The organism is Nocardia sp. NPDC003726 (genome assembly GCF_053586955.1).
The window spans coordinates 1-18,153 of sequence record NZ_JBSFNF010000035.1; the positions used below are offsets into that span (position 1 = coordinate 1).

Genomic DNA, 18,153 nt, shown 5'->3' on the forward strand with positions numbered 1-18,153 from the left:
GCCGGGGGCGGCCCCACCCCCCCCCCGCCCCGCGTCCCCCGCGGGCGGGCGCCCCCCCCCGCGCCCCCCCCCCCGCCGCGTTTTTCACCTCAGTAGAAGACCGGACCGGGGACGCCCCCACCGTCCGCGACGGCGTCACCCGACGACGCCTCCCCACCGATGGATCGCCCGCACTCCCGGAGCGGGCGAGGCCGACGTGGCGGAGTCGGCGTTTCCCGAGGACACTGGGGAGATAGCACTCGACAAGCCCCAGGAGTACATGCGATGCCAACCAACGGGCCTTTCGGCATCGACCCGGAAGATTTCGAACGCGCACTGCGCGGGGCGGGAACCGAGCTGCGCGACCTGCTCGGGAAAGCAGGCGTATACCTGGACCGCGTAGATCACGCGAGCATCGGTTCACTGGCGTCGCTGCTCGGACAGTTCGTCCAACCGCAGCGGACGCGTCCACCGGAGCCCGAGGGCGACATCACCGGTGAGACCGGCAGCGGGGTATGGGTGATCTACCGCATCGACGACAGCGGCGAGGCCAGGGTGGACCAGGTCTTCCCGAGCGAGCTCGAGGCCTTGCGCGCGCATCGCGACAACACCGATGAGCGCCGGCGGGTGCGGTTCCTGCCGTATGGGGTTCCGGCAAGCGTGCTGGATGCGCCCTGACGACGCCGGCTCGCCGTACGAGTGGGTTGCCGCTCCCGCGGCACACGTGCTGAGCGCGCGGAGAGTCGCTGCGTGCGCCCGGCCGGATCGCTGATTCTCGCGTCATCTCGCCTCGGCATCGGTCAGGTCGCCGGGCGCTGCGGCTCGAGTTCTCGCACAGCGCGGCGAGTCAGCCGTTGCCGTAGACGCGATCCGGCGAGATCAACACCACCGCCCGGCGCTCGGCGGCCATCACCCGGTCGTACTCGTCCCAATCCTCGTGCGTGCCACCGGCCGCGGTGAACACTTCACGCAGCAGAAGACGCAACCGTTCGGCGTCGATGCCTGGAGCCGGGTCGTCGGGGCCGACGATCCACACGGGCCCCTCGGCTGCGAGCCATTCCCATCCGACGCGCACCACGATCGTCGCACGCGGCCGGGCACGCAGATTATCCAATTTGCGCGTACCGCCGCGCACCACCAGACCCACCGCATCCGCCCCGCTCTCGGGGTGTGGCAACACGCCCGCGTTGACCAGAGACGACTGGATCGTGTTATCGGCTCGAAGCGTGGAGACGACGCAGAGTCCATGGTCGCCGGCGATCAGCCGGGCGAAGTCCGCGAGATCGGTCATGCCGAGAGTCTAAGTACGCGAGTCGGCGAAGACCGCCCGGAACAGCGAATCACCTGGTCGGCCGCCGATGCCGGTGGATCGACGTCATTCGCAACGCAGCTGCTTGTCCAAGTGCATCGAGGACACCCGGTAGCCATTGCGGCGGTACAAGGCGATCGCCGCCGCGTTGTCGCCCACCACGTTCAAGCCGAGCCTGGTTCGCCCCTCACCGGCTATCAGTTCCTCCGCGGCGGCGAGGATCGCCGATCCGTAGCCGCGGCGGCGGAACGGCTCGTAGACGTTGATGTCGTACAGCCACGCCGACTCGGCCGTGCCGGTGGTATCCCGGGGGTCCGGGCCGATCCACGCGTTGCCGACGACCTCACCGGCCGCGTTCACGGCGACGACCAGATGATGACCTTCGGTGTCGCGCCCGGCCGGAAGGAACTGGGCCGTGCCGTTCCGCGCCCGCCTCCAAGCCTCTTCCTCTGACATGAATTTGCCGAGTTCGCGTGCCCCCGCCGCCTCGCGGTCCCGCCTAGCCTGCGTGTACTCCGCTTCCGTCATCCTCCGCAGAGTCACCTTCGACGATTCCATGCCGACCATCATCGGCCCGCTACCCGCGCACACAAACGTTTTCAGCTCCGCGGTGCCCGTTCGGGGCGAAACCCTCCGTGGGCCTGCCTGTCGTTATCCACGACTATCGGTGATATCGAACCGCACGCCGGTGTGGAGCAGGTCGGTCGCGGAGAGACCGAACGTGTGCCGGAAGGTGTCACTGAAGTGCGATGGTGAGGCGAATCCCGCCTCGGCGGCGCTGCGGGTCACGTCGTGGCCCGATGCCAGACCGTGGACGGCCCGGCGCAGGCGGGCCCACTGCTGATAACGGCGGAATGTGGTGCCGGTACTGCGCTCGAACAAGCGCAGGAAATGCGAGGTGGACAAGCCGAGCCCGGCGGCGACCTCGTGCGCCCGGTATGCGCGCTCGGGCGCGGTCCGGATGGCTCCGGTCAGGCGGGTGATGCGCGGATCGGCGATGACGTCGGCGTGCAGCGCGGTACGGCGGGCGATCAGTTCGGGCGCGCCACCGTCGCGGCATGCCGCGGCGATCTCGGCTTCCCACCGATGTCCGACGCCGAAATGACCGACGGACCCGCGCATGGCGCCGGACACCGCGCGGCAGGCGGGATCGGCGAACAGCAGCAAGACCCTTCCTTCGGGAGCCAGCACCCGGTGCGGAAGACGCGCAGGCGCGTAGACGCTGCGCACGCGCAGACGGCCGAGGCCGGGAGCTTCGAAGGTCAACGGCGCGTCGACCCCGATATTGAGCACGTCGACCGCGGCGGAATGGTGTTCGACTCGGATGTTGTGGCCGAGGTAGCCGGCGTGGTCCGGCCTGATCCACACCAGCGGCGGCGGTTGACCACCGCACGTTTTCGGAAGTCCGGCGGCGAGCACATCTGCGAGGCTAGCGGCACGGCGCGCAGGCGTCGAACCGCATCGGAAAGAGTGATGATCATGCTCCCTGTTCGCGCCCGTGAGGAAATTCGCGCACGCGCCGACCGCGTCTCCGAGACGGCTGGGGCGCTCCGGGTGTCCGCGGCGACGACGCTGCGCGCGCATGCGCAGTCCGGCTTCCCTGCCCGTGAGCTTCGCCTGTACCGCCCGTGGTACCCGGCATCCGGCTCCGCACTGCCCGAACGGATCTTGCTGAGCGTCAACGAATTCCGCCCGCACCGGTTCCGCGACGTGGTCCCGGTCGCCGTGATCTCGGCCCGATTGGAGCAGCAGGTGCTTCGGACCGACGGTGCGCTCGGCATCGTCACCGCCTATCAGCCGTGGGGCCGGATCACGTATTCGCTGTCCCTGTGGAGCGGCGAAGCGGCGCTCGAGGAGTTCACCGGCAGTCCGGAGCATGTAGCGGTGATGAACACCTACCGCTCACGCGGATACCTGCGCCACATCCACTGGTGGGGGCGGCACCACTCGATCGGCGCGTCGATGGCCGAGGCGCGCCGCCGCCTCGACGCGGGGCAGGGACGACGCGCCGGTGCGCCCCGCGACGAGTGGGCCCGCTGGGACCGGCGGCGCTTGTCCGCCGCGTCCGCGCCGGATGATTCGCTGCGATGAAGGTCCTGGTGCTCGGCGGCTACGGTGCGGTCGGGCGGCATGTGGTCACCGAACTTCGCCGCGGCGGGGCCACCGTGATCGCGGCTGGACGCGATCGCGTCCGCGCGGACGCGGTCGTCGACCTCGGCGACCCGATGCTCACGGGCTATAGCGCGGCGCTGTCCGGAGTCGATGTGGTCGTCAACGCCTCCGGCTCCGAGAATCCGGAATTGGCCGCCGTCGCCGGCGCGGACGGCTGCGCGTTCGTCGACATCACCGCGACGCCGGGCTACGTCGATGCGCTCCGTCGGCTGCCCGCGGCGGCGCCCATCCTGGTCGACGTGGGGCTCGCACCCGGCCTGACCAACCTGCTGGCCATCGCGGTTCATCAGGAGGCGCCAGGGCCGATCGACCTGGCCGTGCTGCTCGGCGCGGGTGAGCGCCACGGCGCTGCCGCCACGGAATGGTCCTACCGCCTGCTGGGCGCGCACTTCCACGAGGACGGCGAACGCATCCGCAACTACAGCCGACCCGCACGATTCCTGCTACCGGGACACCGCGGGCGGCGGCTGTTGTTCCGGCTGGACTTCTCCGATCAGCACACTCTGCGCCGGGAACTGAATATCCCGGTCCGCACCTACTTCGGACTGGATTCCCGGCCCGCCACTATTGCACTGGCCGTCTTGACCTGGCTGCCGGGAGTAGCGAAAGCCCCACGCGGACTGCATATTCCGGGGACGGACCAGTGGATCGTGCTCGCTCGCGGTCACAACGGCACCACGCGCTGGGCGCGCGGGCGCAACCAGTCCCGCGCCACCGCCCTCGTCGCCGTCGCGGCGACCGAGCGAGCGCGGGGCGCCGCACCGGGCGTACACGCGCTGCACGATGTCCTCGGTCTCTCCGGCCTCTCGACAGACGAAATCGAGATCGGCCACACGACGGTATGACGCGGACCGAATACGAGACCAGCGGCGGAAAGCACCGACGACGAGCAGCACTCTGCCGCCGCGGTGCTTCCCGGCGACCACGCCATGCGACCGACTCCACGGGGAACACGACGGCTGATCGGGCAGCCTCGCACTCCGGCCGTCGCCGCAACCGACACCCGCCTTGTCCATGCCGCGAAGTGGGGACTTACAGCGCCTCGTAGACTGCCGCGACGAGGTCGTGGGCACGGGTGTCACCGTCGAGCCCGTCGCGGCGCAGGGCGGCGTGTCCTGCCGCCGCCCGGCCGTTTCGGCGCGTCCCGGTAACGACGGAGAACTGCGCCGGTCCCGCCGTTGACGGCAAGTGTGAACCGCATCTGGCCGGGTAGTGCCCTCGATATCGCCGCCGCACCGGTTGCTGGGCCGACGCTGGACCGGTCTCGTCTCCTAGGCAGCGAGCACTTGCGAAGACAGAGCAACCCGAAGGTTGGTGCCGTCATGGCGTCGCAGGAACTGGGAGCGCGTCTCCGATCGAGGGTCGCGGCGTGACCGCGCGCGGCTCGTCGCACTCGGTCGTCCACACCGACCGACCGGAGCGGTACGGCAAGCAATTGGTGTCGCACCTGGGGCGGCGCAACGGCGGCGAGTGGTCGTCGGAATCCTCGGCGGGCTGGATCGACCTGGACATAGGCCGAGCGACGGTCACCGCCCGTCCGGGCGAATTGCATCTGCGGATCGATGCGGCTGCCGAGGATCTGCCGCGGCTCGAGGACGTGCTCGCCAGGCACCTCGTCCGTTTCGGCGAGCGCGACCAGCTCGACGTGACCTGGCGGCGCGATCCCGCCACAACGGCCCCGGACGATCCGGCCGGTGATCGCCCGTCGGACAGCTGACGCCCACCGCGAGGAGACCCCCATGACCGGCCACAACGGCGACGAAGAACCGATCACCGACCTCCGATCCGCGCTCCGCAGGTTGGCGCGGCATCCTGGTCAGCTCCTCGAGACCGACCACCCGGTCGACCCGATCGGTGAGCTCGCCGGGGTCTATCGGCGGATCGGGGCGGGCGGCACGGTGCAGCGGCCGACCCGGCTCGGACCGGCGATGATCTTCGACAACGTCACCGGTTACCCCGACGCCCGCGTCTTGGTCGGCTTGATGGCCAGCCGCAAACGCGTGGGCATCCTGCTCGAATCCCCACCCGACCGGCTGACCCAGCGCATGTCCGAAGCCTATGACAAGGCCGTGGGACCGGTCGAGTTCCATGGCGGCGACGCGCCATGCCAGCAGGTGGTCCATCGCGCCGACGATCCCGGCTTCGATCTGCGCAAGGTGCTGCCCGCCCCGACCAACACCGATCAGGACGCGGGGCCGTACTTCTGTCTCGGCCTGGTACTCGGCAGCGATCCCGAGCTCGGCACCGACGTCACGATCCACCGGTTGTGCGTGCAGAGCCGCGACGAGATGACGATCTTCTTCGCTCCGGGACGCCACATCGACGCCTTCCGGCAACGAGCCGAGCAGGCGGGCCGCCGGTTCGAGATCACGGTCAACATGGGCCTCGACCCCGCCATTCACATAGGCGCCGAATTCGAGGCCCCGACGACACCGCTGGGCTACGACGAACTCGCCGTCGCCGGTGGCCTGCGCGGAAAGCCGGTGGAACTGGTTCGCGGGGTCACGGTGGCCGAAAAGGCCATCGCCGCCGCGGAGGTGGTGATCGAGGGCTATATCGTTCCCGGCGAGCGCCAGGCCGAGGACCAGAACACGCACACCGGGCACGCGATGCCGGAATTCCCCGGCTACGACGGCCCGGCCAACCCGGCGCTGCCGGTGATCAAGGTGACCGCGGTGACCACCCGCGAGCGGCCGATCCTGCAGACGCTCGTCGGGCCCGGCGAGGAACACGTGAGCTTGGCCGGTATCCCCACCGAGGCAAGCATCTTCCACGCCTTGCACGACGCGATGCCCGGCTTCGTCACGGAGGTCTACGCCCACAGCGCGGGCGGGGGGAAGTTCCTGGCGATCCTGAAATGCGCCAAGCAAAGCGCCTTCGACGACGGGCGAGCCCGCCAGGCCGCATTGCTGGCCTTCGGGGTGTACTCCGAGCTGAAGAACGTCGTCCTCGTCGACACGGACGTGGACATCTTCGACACCGACGACGTGCTGTGGGCGATGCAGACCCGCATGCAGGGCAATCGGGACATCATCACCGTGCCCGCGGTGGCCGGACACGTGCTCGATCCCAGTCAGCAGCCCGCCTACGACCCGAGCTTGCCGGCCAAGGGCACCACGTCGAAAACCATCTTCGACGCCACCGCGCCCTATCACCTGCGCGCGGAATTCACCCGCGCCCGCTTCCGCGACGTCGACCCCCGCCCGTACGCACCCGACCTGGATCTGGAGTACCCATGACGCCGACGCCCACCGACCGGATCGTCGTCGGAGTGACCGGCGCGACCGGGATCGTCTACGCCGTGCGCGCGCTCGACGTACTGCGCACGGTGGGGATCGAGACCCACCTCGTCGTCACCAAGGCCGCCGACCTCACGCGCGCGTACGAGACCGACCTCACCCGCCGCGACCTCACCGACCGCGCCGATCACGTGTGGGCGCTCTCGGACGTCGGCGCCCCGCTGTCGTCGGGATCGTTCCACACCCGCGGCATGCTGATCGCCCCGGCCTCCATGCGCAGCGTCGGCGAAATCGCCTCCGGCGTCACCTCTTCACTGCTCACCAGGGCCGCCGACGTCACGCTCAAGGAGCGCCGCCCCCTCGTGCTGCTGGCCAGGGAAGCACCGCTCACCCTGATCCACCTGCGCAATATGGTGACGATCACCGAAGCGGGCGGCACGATCATGCCGCCGGTCCCCGCGTACTACTTCCGCCCACGGGGCCTCGAAGACGTCATCGACCACACCGTCGGCCGCGCCTTGGACCAGTTCGGCATCCACACGGACATCTTTCCCCGCTGGGACGACGAGCTGCGGCGCTCGGTGACACGCCCTGGTGAAGACCCGGTTCTCTGATTCGAAAGGAACATTCATGCGACGCAGGACCATGCTCGCCGCGCTGGCCGCAGCGACCGCGACCCCGCTGCTCGCCTCCGCGTGCGACTCGCAGGAGGACAAGGGGTCCGAATCCGGCACCTCGGACACGCTGCGCTTCGATCCCGAGAAGTTCACCACGGAGACCGCGACGGTCACCACTGCCGACGGCGAGCGGAAGATCACCTACCGCCAGTACAAGGGCATCGTCTATGTGGCGAAACCGGTGGACGAGCAATACCAGAGCCTGAACGTCAAGGTTCCGGTCGAGATCGATGGCGCCGCGGTGGACGCGAGTAAGGCGCCGATCCTGCTCAGCAACAACATCGCCGGATACCTGTCGGGCTCGGTGACCGGTACCGGCGGCATGCCCGGCGGCCTTCCGCCCGGGGCGACCCCGCCCAGCGGCACGGCGCCCGGCGGACCGGGCGGGTTCGACGACGGCGGGAACCGAACCAGCAATCCCGACCTCGCGCTGGCAGCTGGTTACGTTGTCGTCGAGGCGGGAGCCCGCGGCCGCGACCTGGTCGCCGCCGACGGCGTCTACTACGGGGTCGCGCCCGCGGCCATCGTGGATCTGAAAGCGGCGGTGCGGTACCTGCGCCACAACAGCGGGCGGGTGCCGGGCAACACCGACTGGATCGTCTCCACCGGTGTCAGCGCGGGCGGAGCGATGTCGGCGCTGCTGGGCGCGTCCGGGGACAGCGACCGCTACGACTCCTACCTCACCGATATCGGTGCGGCCGACGCCTCAGATGCCATCTTCGCCAGCGCCGACTACTGCCCCATCGCCGACCTCGAACACGCCGACATGGCTTACGAATGGAATTGGGGCGGCAATCCGCTGCAGTCCGGTGAACAGGTCGATCGAACGGTGTCGCGCGAACTGGCCGGAGCGTTCCCGGCCTACCAGGCATCGCTGAACCTGCGGGGACGCGACGGGTCGGCGCTCACCGCCGACAACTACGGCGAGCACCTGCTGCGCACCTACCTGCAACCTTCGGCCACCGAGTACCTGAAAGCCCTGCCGGACAGCGACCGCGACTCCTACCTGGCCGCCAACCCGTGGCTGCGCTTCGACAACGGCACCGCGACCTTCACCTGGGCCGACTACCTGACGCATGTCGGCGCGCGCAAGAAGAACGTGCCCGCCTTCGACGCGTTCGACCTGTCCTCCGGGGAGAACAACGAATTCGGCAACGGCACCACCAAGGCACGCCACTTCACCCTCTACAGCCTGCGCCACGCCACCGGCGAGGCGAACGCGCAACTCGACAGCGACCTGCCGGGCAAGCTCGAGTTGATGAACCCGATGTACTTCCTCGACAACCAGACCCCGGGCCGGGCCGAGCACTGGTGGATCCGCGTCGGAACCAAGGATTCCGACACCTCCCTGACCGTCGTCGGCAATCTCGCCGCGAAGCTGGAGAACCTCGGCGCGAATGTCGACGCCGCCATGTATTGGGATGCCGGGCACGGCAGCAACGAAGACGCCGCGGATTTCATCACCTGGATCCGCGGCATCACCGGATACGGCCGTTGACTCGGCCGGGCGGCGCAGCCGGCCCGGAACCTACGGCGGAGTTCCTTTCGGGGCGGGAATGGTGAGCAGACCGAGGAACGCTCGCGCTTCCTCCGCGGTGGGCGCGGGCAGGCTGCCGCGACCGTGAATGAAGCCGATGCCCAGATACACCATCGCACCGGCGCGCAAACGCGCTTCGTCGGGAGCGAAGCCCAACTCCAGCATCGCCTTTCGCACCGTCTCGAAGACCTGCCGATCCAGGGCGCGCACCGTCGCGGCCACCTTCTCGTCGCTTCGCGCCCACTCGCGCACGGTGGCCTCGGTGGCCCAGGTGCCCTGGTCGATGAGATTGGCGGCCATATTGGCGATGCGCTGCTCGACCGGAACGGAGTCGATCGCCCCGAGTGCCCGGATGATCTCGGTTTGCCGCGCGCACCACCGATCGGCCATCGCCTCCATGAGTTGTTCGATGTCGTCGAAATGCCAGTAGAAGCTGCCTTTGGTGACGCCGAGTTCGTGGCACAGCCGCGGAATCCTGATGGCGGAGACGCCTTCACGAGCGAGCAGTGCCAGCGCACCGTCGACCCACGCCTCGTAGGAGAGCCGGGGTGCGCGGCCACGGTGCTGTGCCGCCGCCTTGCGGGAACGCCGCGGCGACGACTCGGTGACGTCCACGCCGGAGGGCCCGCAGGCATCGGCTGCCTGCGGCCGGTCCGCCGTCATCGGCGCTGCCCCGCATCGGTGGAAATCACCTCTCGATCGTAGGTGACCACCCCGCGAGGTTCAGGCGCGGCGACCGTCCGCCGTCCCGGGCTGGCGGCTGCCCCGTCTTCCGCGACGTATCTCCATTCGAAATGGTACCGATAACTATACCCAATGGTATGGTCACCGGCGTGGGTGCGCGCCGAAGCCGCCCCGAGAAGGGTTCGAAGATGAGACAGCGGATCTGCCGCGAGTTCCGCATGGTGTCGGCGCGGGCTTCGCCGGTTCGACCCTGGCCTGCGGCCATGCCGTCGGACCGATCCGCGGGAAATGCAGGCCGTCGGCGCCGCTCCGCATGCGTAGCTGATCGAACCGCCCCGTCTCACGCACTCCTCGGTCGACCAGCCCGAGGGCGTCGGGCAGATCATCACCGATTGGTCGACGCGAACTGGTGGGCTGAGCGGCCCCGCGACCGCATCGAAGAGTAGGAGCACCCATGTCAGTGGAAATTCCGCCTGCGGGCGCGGAGGCCGGCGACCAGCCACCGGTGAAGTGCCCCACCGCGTTCAGGTACTGGGAAGCGCGCCGCACGCCGAGGGTGCGACGGTTCGAGCGTCTCTTCGCGAAAGTCACCGGGACACAGTTGTTTCCGACCGACGCGCAGGCCGTCGCTTTGTGCGAGGACCTGTTCACCGGCGATCCGGTCGCGGAACGGTTCGTCGCGGAGGTGATGCACGGTGAGATCGGCCCGCAGGCCGGGCGCCGGATGTTGGAAACCGCGCTCGCCGCGGGCATCGACGCCGTGCCGGACGCCCCGGAGTCGATGCGCGCCCTGTTCGAGGAATTCGAGACGGTGCCCGAATGGGTCGTGCCCGAGCTGGTCGAGCAAGGCGCGGCGATCTGGCGGCGGTGGGGAACGATGCTGTTCAGCTTCGCCGGCGCGGAAACACTCGAGATGTACACCGAGGCGGCGGTGGCGACACCGTTGTCGCTGGCCGGTGGGTACGCCGGGGACAGCGCGCTGCGTCGTTTCCTGGAGACCACCCGCTTCTGGATGGACGTCTCCGCGCCCGGTGCGCTGCTGACGCCGGGATCGGCCGGGCGGGCCACGGCGTTGAAGGTCCGCGTCATGCACGTCTCGGTCCGCGCGAAGGTCGCCGGGCATCCGGAATGGGACATGGACCGGTGGGGCCTGCCGATCAGCCAGACCTACCAGATGCTGACCCTGCTCGCCGGCAGCGTCACACCCGGGCTGGGCCTGTGGGCGCTCGGGTACCAGACGACCGCGTCGGAAATCCGGGCGCTGCTGCATTTCCAGAAGTACATGGGATACCTGCTCGGCGTGCGGCTGCGCTGGTATCCGGAAACCGTCCTCGACTCGTTGCGTGTGCTGGCCATGACCATCGCCTCGCGGTCCTACGACGCCGGTCACCACGGCGCGGAACTGATCGAGTCCTATCCGATGGCGTTCGCGCCGCGCGACGGCCATCGCGGTCTCACGAGGCTGCGCGAAGCGTACAACTTCCGCATCAACTCCGTGTACTCCGCGATGTACATGGCGCCCTTCACCCGGCGCCGCTACAACTTGCCCCCGGCCTTTCCCTGGATAGTCATTCCCCTCCTGCGCTTTCCGCTGATCACGGCGATGGAGATCCTGCGTAGAACGCTCCCGCCCTTCGCGCGGGCGCACGAGAAGCTCATGCTCTGGCATCGCGAGAATTGGTACCGCGCTCAGATGCACGGGCGGAATGCGGCTTTCGACGCCAGCGGGGCGCTGCGCCGATGACATCCGCGTCGCGGCGGCCCTCTCACAGAACCGGTACTTCGATGCGCACCGGCTACGCCTTGCACGAGCTGGTCGCCCTGGCCTGAACCGGGCACAACCAGCTCGGTCCAACACCTTGCCAGATTGTTGCCATAATTATCGACAAAACGGTTGTCACATCGATCGGCAGGACGGTGTCAGTGTCGGAGACTCAGGGGCTCGAACGGGGAACCCAGGGAAAAGCCATCGCGATGGACCAGCTGCGCAGGGCCATCCGGCAGGGTGAGGTGGCGCCGGGGCAGCGGCTGGTGGAAGCGGAGCTGGTCGAGCAGTTCGGCGTCACCCGCGGCAGTGTGCGCGCCGCCATCGATGAACTGGTCGCCGAAGGACTGGTCGAGCGGATCCACAATCGGGGCGCCCGGGTGCGCAAGGTGTCGCGTGGGGCGGCGATCGAGATACTGGAGTGTCGCAAGGTGCTCGAGGGGTTGATCGCGGCAAAGGCCGCCCAGCACGCCACCGCCGCCGACCGGGATCGGCTGCGCGAGTACGGCGAGCAGCTCACCGCGGCGGTGCGCGACGGGGAGCCGATGAAGTATTCGAGCCTCAATCACGAGCTGCACGCCGCCCTGCGCGACATCGCCGGGCAAGCGACCGCGGCCGATCTGATCGATCGGCTCAACGCCCAGATCGTGCGCCATCAATTCCAGCTCTCGCTGCGGCCCGGTCGCCCGCAGGTCTCGCTCCGAGAACACCTGGCCGTGGTGGAGGCGGTGGTCCGAGGTGATTCGGCCGGCGCGGAACAGGCGATGCGGAACCATCTGGACAGCGTCATCGCCGCTCTGGACGAGTCGGCTGAGCAGGCGCCGTAGCAGCCGCACCTATGCGTCAACAGAATTGTTGACAATTTTGCGAGCATCCACTTACCCTCGGTCACGGGCGCGCCGCCGCGCCCGTGACCCGTTCGGTGAGAACACGTGAGGTGAGGCGATGCCCGAGAACACATCCGAGTCGCTACTGGTGGTCAGCGCCCATGCCGGCGACTTCGTCTGGCGCGCCGGTGGCGCGATCGCGCTGGCCGCTTCGCGCGGCGAGCGCGCCACCGTGGTGTGCTTGAGCTACGGCGAGCGCGGCGAATCGGCCAAGGCGTGGCGCGAAGGCAAGCAGCTCGACGAGATCAAGGCGCTACGCCGCAGCGAAGCCGAGGCGGCAGCGGATGTGCTCGGAGCCGACATCCGTTTCCTCGACGCGGGCGACTACCCCCTGATCGAGTCGCGCCAGCTGACCGACCAGCTGGTGCACATCTACCGCGAGACCCGGCCGACGGTGGTTCTGACGCACACCTTGGTCGACCCCTACAACGGCGACCATCCGGCCGCGGCGCGCATGGCCTTGAACGCCAGAATCCTCGCGCAGGCGGTGGGATACGACGCGCCGGGCCAGCCGCTAGGTGCGCCGCCGGTGTTCAGCTTCGAGCCGCACCAGTCGGAGATGTCGGAATTCCGCCCCGACGTCCTGCTCGACATCACCGAGGTGTTCGAGCTCAAGCGCAAGGCCATGCGCTGCCTGGGCGCCCAGCAGCACATGTGGACCTACTACGAGGACCTCGCCGATCGCCGCGGCGTACAGCTCAAGCGCAATGCCGGGCCGAATCTCGGCCTGCCGCACGAGACCAAGGCCGAGGCGTTCGTACGCCACTACCCCCACGTGACCGACCGGTTGTCATGACCTCGCCGGTGCGGGTCGCCGTCCTGGGATTCGGGGAAGCCGGAGCCGAATTCGCTCGCGACCTGGTCGTCGCGGGCGCCGACGTGCGGGGATTCGACCCGGAAGTCCACGCCCCGCACGGTGTGGCGCAGCGGGCCGACGAAGCCGACGCGGTACGCGACGCCGAGCTGGTGTTCAGCCTGACCACCGCCGAACAGGCGGAGGCCGCGCTGCGCGCCGGCCTGCCCGCGCTGGCGGCGGGCACGCTGTGGGCGGAGGCCAACACCTGCGCACCGGCGCTGAAGGCGCGGCTCGCCGAACAGGCCGCCCGCGTCGACGCCGAGCTGGTCGACGTGGCGATCATGGCTCCGGTGCCCGGCACCGGCCTGCACACGCCGATGTCGGTTTCCGGGCCGGGAGCGCCACGTTTCGCCGAGCTGATGAGGGGCTTCGGCGTCACGGTGACGGTGGTGGCCGGCCCGGTCGGCGCCGCGAGTTCCCGCAAACTGCTGCGCAGCGTCGTATACAAAGGCCTCGCCGCGGCGGTGGTCGAGGGCCTGGCGGGAGCCGAGGCCGCGGGCTGCGCCGACTGGTTCCGCGCGCACATCGCCGCCGAATTGCGCGGCTTCGACGAGCAAACCCTGGACCGGCTGATCGACGGCACCTATCTGCACGCCGCCCGTCGCGCCGAGGAGATGGCGGCGGCCGCCGCCCAGCTCACCGACCTCGGTGTCACCCCGCACAGCGCCACCGCGACCCGCGACGCGCTGCGCGCGATCGCGAACGGGCCCGGCCCGGACAGTACTCGACCTTCAGGAGAGAAAAGATGAAATCGATTGTGGTCACCGGCCACCCCCGCGCGGCGCTCGAGGACGCGACTCGACTCGGCGAGTACGGTGTCGCGACCGTGCACGAGGCGGCAGGCCGGGTCGGCTACCTCGGCCCGCGGTTGCGGCCCGCCTGGCCGGGCGCCCGCATCGGCGGCACCGCCGTCACGGTCCTGTGCTGGCCGGGCGACAACCTGATGATCCACGTCGCCGTCGAGCAGTGCCGTCCGGGCGACGTGCTGGTCGTGGCGACGAACTCGCCCTCGACCGACGGACTGTTCGGCGAGCTGTTCGCCACCGCCTTGCAGCGGCGGGGCGTGCGCGGCGTCGTGCTCGGCTGCGGGGTGCGCGACGTCGCCGAGCTGCGCGAGATGAACTTTCCCGCCTGGTCGGCGGCGGTCAGCGCGCAGGGGTCGGTGAAGGCGACCGCCGGTGCGATCAACGTGCCGGTCGTCGTCGAAGGACAGGTGATCCATCCCGGGGATGTGATCGTCGCCGACGACGACGGCGTGACCTGTGTGCCGCGCGCGGATGTGCCCGATGTGCTGGCGGCCGCGGCCGCACGGCTGGCCAAGGAGGAAGCCTCCCGGGCGGCCTTCCAGGCGGGTGAGCTCGGCCTCGACCGCTACGGTCTGCGGGATCGCCTGGGCGATTTCGGCATTACCTACCTCTCCTACGAGGACTACCTGGCCGCGGGAGAACGGGCGTGACGGCGCCGGACGCGGGCGTTCCATGCGTGTGGATGCGGGGCGGCACATCCAAGGGCGCGTACTTCCGCGCCGACGATCTGCCCGCCGATCCCGCCGCCCGCGACGATCTGCTGCTCCGGATCATGGGCACGCCCGATCCACGGCAGATCGACGGCATCGGCGGCGCGACCTCACTGACCAGCAAAGTGGCCGTCGTGTCGCCGTCGGCCCGGCCCGACGTCGACGTCGACTACCTGTTCCTCCAGCTGGGCGTCGCCGAGGCGACCGTGTCCGACCGGCAGAATTGCGGCAACATCCTGGCCGGCGTCGGACAGTTCGCGGTCGAGTCCGGGATGGTGCGCGCGGTCGGTGACCAGTGCACGGTGCGCATCCACCTGGTCAACTCCGGCGCCACCGCCACCGCGACATTCCCGGTGCGCGACGGTCGCCCGATATACGCCGGTGACACCCGCATCGACGGCGTGCCCGGTACGGCTGCCGCAGTGTTGCTGGCTTTCCAGGACACCACGGGATCGGCCACGTCAGGGTTGTTTCCGACCGGTAGCCCGGCCGACACCGTCGACGGCGTGCAGGTAACCTGTGTCGACAACGGCATGCCGGTGATCGTCGCCGAAGCCGAGAGTTTCGGCATCACCGGATACGAGTCGCAGGCCGAACTAGCCGATGACGACGCACTGCTGACCCGGATCGACCGCGTGCGCCGCCAGGCGGCGACGTTGATGGGCTTGGGCGATGTCGCGCGATCGTCGGTACCGAAGACGGTGCTGGTCGCTCCCGCCCGCGACGGCGGACAGGTGAGCGCGCGCTCGTTCATCCCGGTCCAGCCACACACCTCGATCGGCGTGTTCGCGGCGATCAGCGCGGTCACCGCGATGAGAACGCCGGGAGCGGTCGGTTACGACCTCACCGCGGACTGGCCCGCCGGTCCGCAACGGGTGGATGTCGAACATCCGTCCGGGCGGCTTCGAGTCGATGTCGACGTCGACACCAGCGTCTTCCCGCCGCTGGTGCGTCGCTCCGGGGTGGTCCGCACCGCTCGCAAATTGTTCGCCGGTTCGGTTTTCCCCCGCACCTGAGGCGCCTGTTCGTCAAGGAGGACATCACCATGGCACCTGGCCACGACATCGCGCATCTGGCGCACGTGCAGCTGTTCACCCCGAAGCTCGACGAGAGCATCGCGTTCTTCGTCGACTTCCTCGGCCTGCGCGTCGTCGGCTCCGACGGCGACGACGTCTACCTGCATGCCTGGGACGACTATCAGCACCATACGGTCACGCTCAGCGCGCGCAAACGTTCCGGCATCGGGCGCACCTATCTGCGGGCGTCCAGCCCCGAGGCGCTGACGCGGCGGGTCGCGGCGCTGGAAGCGGCTGGCCGTGGCATCGGCTGGACCGACGGCGAACCCGGCTTCGGGCCCACCTATGTGTTCACCGATCCGGACGGGCACGAATTCGGCCTCTACTACGAGGCCGAGTGGCACCTGGCCGAGGAGGAGACCCGGCCCGCCCTGAAGAACCAGGCCCGCGCCTATCCAGGTGGCGGAGTTCCGGCGCGACGACTCGATCACGTCAACTTCCTCGGGCGCAGCCCGGCCGACAATCGCGACTTCCTGGTCGACACGCTCGGCGGCATGGTCACCGAGCAGATCGTGCTGGACGACGGCACCGTCGCGGGCAGCTGGACGACTTTCACCAACAAGAGTTACGACCTGGTCTACACCCGCGACCATCTGGGATTCTCGGGGCGGCTGCACCACATCGCGTTCGCGGCCGACAGCCGCGCCGACATCCTGCGGGCCTGTGACGTGGCCCTGGACCAGGGCGTGTTCATCGAGACCGGCCCGCACAAGCACGCCATCCAGCAGACGTTCTTCCTCTACGTCTACGAACCCGGCGGCAATCGCGTCGAGTTGTGCAACGCCGGCGCCCGGCTGATTCTCGCGCCGGACTGGAAGCGCGTCGACTGGACCGAGGCCGAGCGCCGCAAGGGGCAGGCGTGGGGCTTGAAGACCATCGAATCGTTCCACACGCACGGCACCCCGACGGCCGAGGAACTGGCCGCGGACCACTGACTGGAATAATTGTTAACAATTTCTTCAGCAATATTGTGCGCGACATCTCCAACGTTGTAGCGTGCGTCACATGAAGTACCCCATGGATGAAAGGGACGATGTTGTCCTCGACTGAACCGAACGGCCGCGCGGCTTCCGCCGGCGGCCGACTGTCGATCCGCGTGACGACGCTCTGCTGGTTTCTCGTCCTGCTGGACGGCCTGGATCTGTTCGTCTACGGCGCCACGCTGCCCGGTGTCCTCAAGGACGAAAGCTTCGGCCTCACACCCGCCATCGCGGGCGACATCGGCAGCCTCAACACCTTCGGCATGCTGCTGGGCGCCCTGGGTTCGGGCCTGATCACCGACCGCGTCGGCCGCCGCAAGATCATCGCCGCCGGCGTGCTGATCTTCACCGTCGCCGCGGCCGTCTGCGGCGCGGCGCCCAACGTCGAGATCTTCGGCGCGGCCCGCTTCTTCGCCGGCATCGGCCTCGGCGGCCTGCTGCCGACCGCCATCGCGCTGGTCATGGAATACGCTCCCGCGCATCGCAAGAACCTCAGCGTCACCGTGCTGATGACGGCCCATCAGGCAGGCGGCGCGATCGCGGGCGCCGTGGCGATGACGATCGTGGAATCCCTCGGCTGGCGCTCGGTCTACTGGTTCGGCGCGGCGCCGGTGGTAATCGCACTGCCCGCCATCCTGTTCCTGTTGCCGGAATCGCTGACCTACCTGCTGGCCTCGGGCAAACAGCAGAAGGCCGAGGCGATCGCGAACAGGTTCGGCGTCTCGTTGGCGGCGTTCGCACCGGAAGCAGGCTCACAGCAGCGGCGCGCGAAAGTCACCGCGCTGTTCACCCCGGCGCTGCGGGGAACGACGGCTTTGTTCTGGATCGCGTCGTTCGGCGGCCTGCTGCTGGTGTACGGCGTGAACACCTGGCTGCCGACCATGATGCGCGGCCACGGCTACAACCTCGGGTCGGCCATCAGCTTCCTGCTCGTGATCAATATCGGCGGCATCGTCGGCATGCTGGTCGCCGGACGCCTGGCCGATCTGTTCGGGCCGCGCCGGGTCACCGTCATCTGGTTCGCGATCACCTGTGTCGGCATCGGACTGCTCGCGGTCCACATGCCGCTGGTCGTCACCTACGTCAACGTATTCCTCACGGGCGGTTTCCTGTTCAGCGCGCAGACCCTGATCTACGCCAGCGTGGGCACCTACTACCCGCCCAGCATCCGGGCGACCGCGCTCGGCTGGGTCGCGGGCATCGGCCGCACCGGAGCCGTCTTCGGCCCATGGCTGGGTGGCATCCTGGTCTCCCACCAGGTGTCGGATTGGGGTTTCGCGGTGTTCGCGCTCGCCGCTCTCATCGCGGCGGTGATGGTCGGTCTGGTGCGCGCGCGTCCGCTTACCGAGCCGGCACCCGATCGTGTCGCTCCAGCCGCGCCCCGAACCGTGGACCTGGCGTCCTGATCCTCCCGTGGCCGGCGACGTGCCGATGAAGCGCCAGGTCCGCTCCGCCGCGGGCCTGGCGCCCCCATCG

Annotated in this window: 19 protein-coding genes; 15 read left to right on the forward strand and 4 right to left on the reverse strand. The window is 69.1% G+C overall.

Annotated features, from left to right (window positions below):
• Positions 1–264: 264 nt before the first annotated feature.
• Positions 265–657: a hypothetical protein gene (locus ACWDMM_RS30605; RefSeq protein ID WP_195044655.1), complete on the forward strand. Its 393-nt coding sequence runs from the start codon at positions 265–267 to the stop codon at positions 655–657.
• A gap of 169 nt (positions 658–826) precedes the next feature.
• Here ACWDMM_RS30605 and ACWDMM_RS30610 read toward each other — a convergent pair whose 3' ends face one another.
• From ACWDMM_RS30610 to ACWDMM_RS30620, 3 genes are all read right to left on the reverse strand, one after another.
• Complete coding sequence (locus ACWDMM_RS30610) at positions 827–1,270, reverse strand: TIGR03618 family F420-dependent PPOX class oxidoreductase (protein WP_357104839.1); 444 nt, start codon at positions 1,268–1,270, stop codon at positions 827–829.
• Between the two features lie 84 nt (positions 1,271–1,354).
• On the reverse strand, positions 1,355–1,816 hold the full coding sequence (locus ACWDMM_RS30615; RefSeq protein ID WP_323124280.1) for a GNAT family N-acetyltransferase: 462 nt from the start codon (positions 1,814–1,816) through the stop codon (positions 1,355–1,357).
• A 123-nt stretch (positions 1,817–1,939) separates the two neighbouring features.
• Positions 1,940–2,707 (reverse strand): helix-turn-helix transcriptional regulator, encoded by a 768-nt coding sequence (locus tag ACWDMM_RS30620; RefSeq protein ID WP_357206200.1) that lies wholly within the window; start codon positions 2,705–2,707, stop codon positions 1,940–1,942.
• Positions 2,708–2,767: 60 nt separating this feature from the next.
• Between ACWDMM_RS30620 and ACWDMM_RS30625 the strand changes: the two genes are divergently transcribed.
• The 6 genes from ACWDMM_RS30625 (at position 2,768) to ACWDMM_RS30650 (ending at position 8,874) form a co-directional block, all read left to right on the forward strand.
• Complete coding sequence (locus ACWDMM_RS30625; protein ID WP_357104832.1) at positions 2,768–3,379, forward strand: hypothetical protein; 612 nt, start codon at positions 2,768–2,770, stop codon at positions 3,377–3,379.
• Positions 3,376–4,305, forward strand: a complete 930-nt coding sequence (locus tag ACWDMM_RS30630) for a hypothetical protein (protein WP_357104829.1) — start codon at positions 3,376–3,378, stop codon at positions 4,303–4,305. Before ACWDMM_RS30625 ends, ACWDMM_RS30630 begins: the two co-directional genes overlap by 4 nt.
• 524 nt (positions 4,306–4,829) lie before the next feature.
• The gene (locus ACWDMM_RS30635; protein ID WP_195081094.1) at positions 4,830–5,177 is read left to right on the forward strand and encodes a DUF2218 domain-containing protein; all 348 of its coding nucleotides are present in this window, start codon (positions 4,830–4,832) and stop codon (positions 5,175–5,177) included.
• Positions 5,178–5,199: 22 nt separating this feature from the next.
• Positions 5,200–6,699: a UbiD family decarboxylase gene (locus ACWDMM_RS30640; RefSeq protein WP_195081093.1), complete on the forward strand. Its 1,500-nt coding sequence runs from the start codon at positions 5,200–5,202 to the stop codon at positions 6,697–6,699.
• The gene (locus ACWDMM_RS30645) at positions 6,696–7,313 is read left to right on the forward strand and encodes a UbiX family flavin prenyltransferase (protein ID WP_357206204.1); all 618 of its coding nucleotides are present in this window, start codon (positions 6,696–6,698) and stop codon (positions 7,311–7,313) included. Before ACWDMM_RS30640 ends, ACWDMM_RS30645 begins: the two co-directional genes overlap by 4 nt.
• Positions 7,314–7,329: 16 nt before the next feature.
• Positions 7,330–8,874: a subtype B tannase gene (locus ACWDMM_RS30650; RefSeq protein ID WP_449940789.1), complete on the forward strand. Its 1,545-nt coding sequence runs from the start codon at positions 7,330–7,332 to the stop codon at positions 8,872–8,874.
• Positions 8,875–8,904: 30 nt separating this feature from the next.
• Here ACWDMM_RS30650 and ACWDMM_RS30655 read toward each other — a convergent pair whose 3' ends face one another.
• The gene (locus ACWDMM_RS30655) at positions 8,905–9,576 is read right to left on the reverse strand and encodes a TetR/AcrR family transcriptional regulator (RefSeq protein WP_357104820.1); all 672 of its coding nucleotides are present in this window, start codon (positions 9,574–9,576) and stop codon (positions 8,905–8,907) included.
• A gap of 475 nt (positions 9,577–10,051) precedes the next feature.
• Between ACWDMM_RS30655 and ACWDMM_RS30660 the strand changes: the two genes are divergently transcribed.
• The 8 genes from ACWDMM_RS30660 (at position 10,052) to ACWDMM_RS30695 (ending at position 18,083) form a co-directional block, all read left to right on the forward strand.
• Entirely contained in the window at positions 10,052–11,341 is a 1,290-nt protein-coding gene (locus ACWDMM_RS30660; RefSeq protein WP_449940792.1) for an oxygenase MpaB family protein, read from the forward strand.
• Positions 11,342–11,520: 179 nt separating this feature from the next.
• A complete protein-coding gene (locus tag ACWDMM_RS30665) occupies positions 11,521–12,189 on the forward strand; it encodes a GntR family transcriptional regulator (RefSeq protein WP_357206209.1) in 669 nt (222 codons plus the stop codon).
• A 118-nt stretch (positions 12,190–12,307) separates the two neighbouring features.
• Positions 12,308–13,045: a PIG-L deacetylase family protein gene (locus tag ACWDMM_RS30670; RefSeq protein WP_195081088.1), complete on the forward strand. Its 738-nt coding sequence runs from the start codon at positions 12,308–12,310 to the stop codon at positions 13,043–13,045.
• Positions 13,042–13,854 carry a DUF1932 domain-containing protein gene (locus ACWDMM_RS30675; protein WP_357104811.1) on the forward strand — a complete coding sequence of 271 codons (813 nt, stop codon included), beginning with the start codon at positions 13,042–13,044 and terminating at the stop codon, positions 13,852–13,854. Before ACWDMM_RS30670 ends, ACWDMM_RS30675 begins: the two co-directional genes overlap by 4 nt.
• Positions 13,851–14,561: a 4-carboxy-4-hydroxy-2-oxoadipate aldolase/oxaloacetate decarboxylase gene (locus ACWDMM_RS30680; RefSeq protein WP_195081086.1), complete on the forward strand. Its 711-nt coding sequence runs from the start codon at positions 13,851–13,853 to the stop codon at positions 14,559–14,561. The genes ACWDMM_RS30675 and ACWDMM_RS30680 overlap by 4 nt, the downstream gene beginning before the upstream one ends.
• Entirely contained in the window at positions 14,558–15,637 is a 1,080-nt protein-coding gene (locus ACWDMM_RS30685; protein ID WP_449940797.1) for a 4-oxalomesaconate tautomerase, read from the forward strand. Before ACWDMM_RS30680 ends, ACWDMM_RS30685 begins: the two co-directional genes overlap by 4 nt.
• 29 nt (positions 15,638–15,666) lie before the next feature.
• Complete coding sequence (locus ACWDMM_RS30690) at positions 15,667–16,632, forward strand: VOC family protein (protein WP_195081084.1); 966 nt, start codon at positions 15,667–15,669, stop codon at positions 16,630–16,632.
• A gap of 161 nt (positions 16,633–16,793) precedes the next feature.
• Positions 16,794–18,083, forward strand: coding sequence for an MFS transporter (locus tag ACWDMM_RS30695; protein ID WP_449940801.1), 1,290 nt, complete (start codon positions 16,794–16,796; stop codon positions 18,081–18,083).
• Positions 18,084–18,153: the final 70 nt, after the last annotated feature.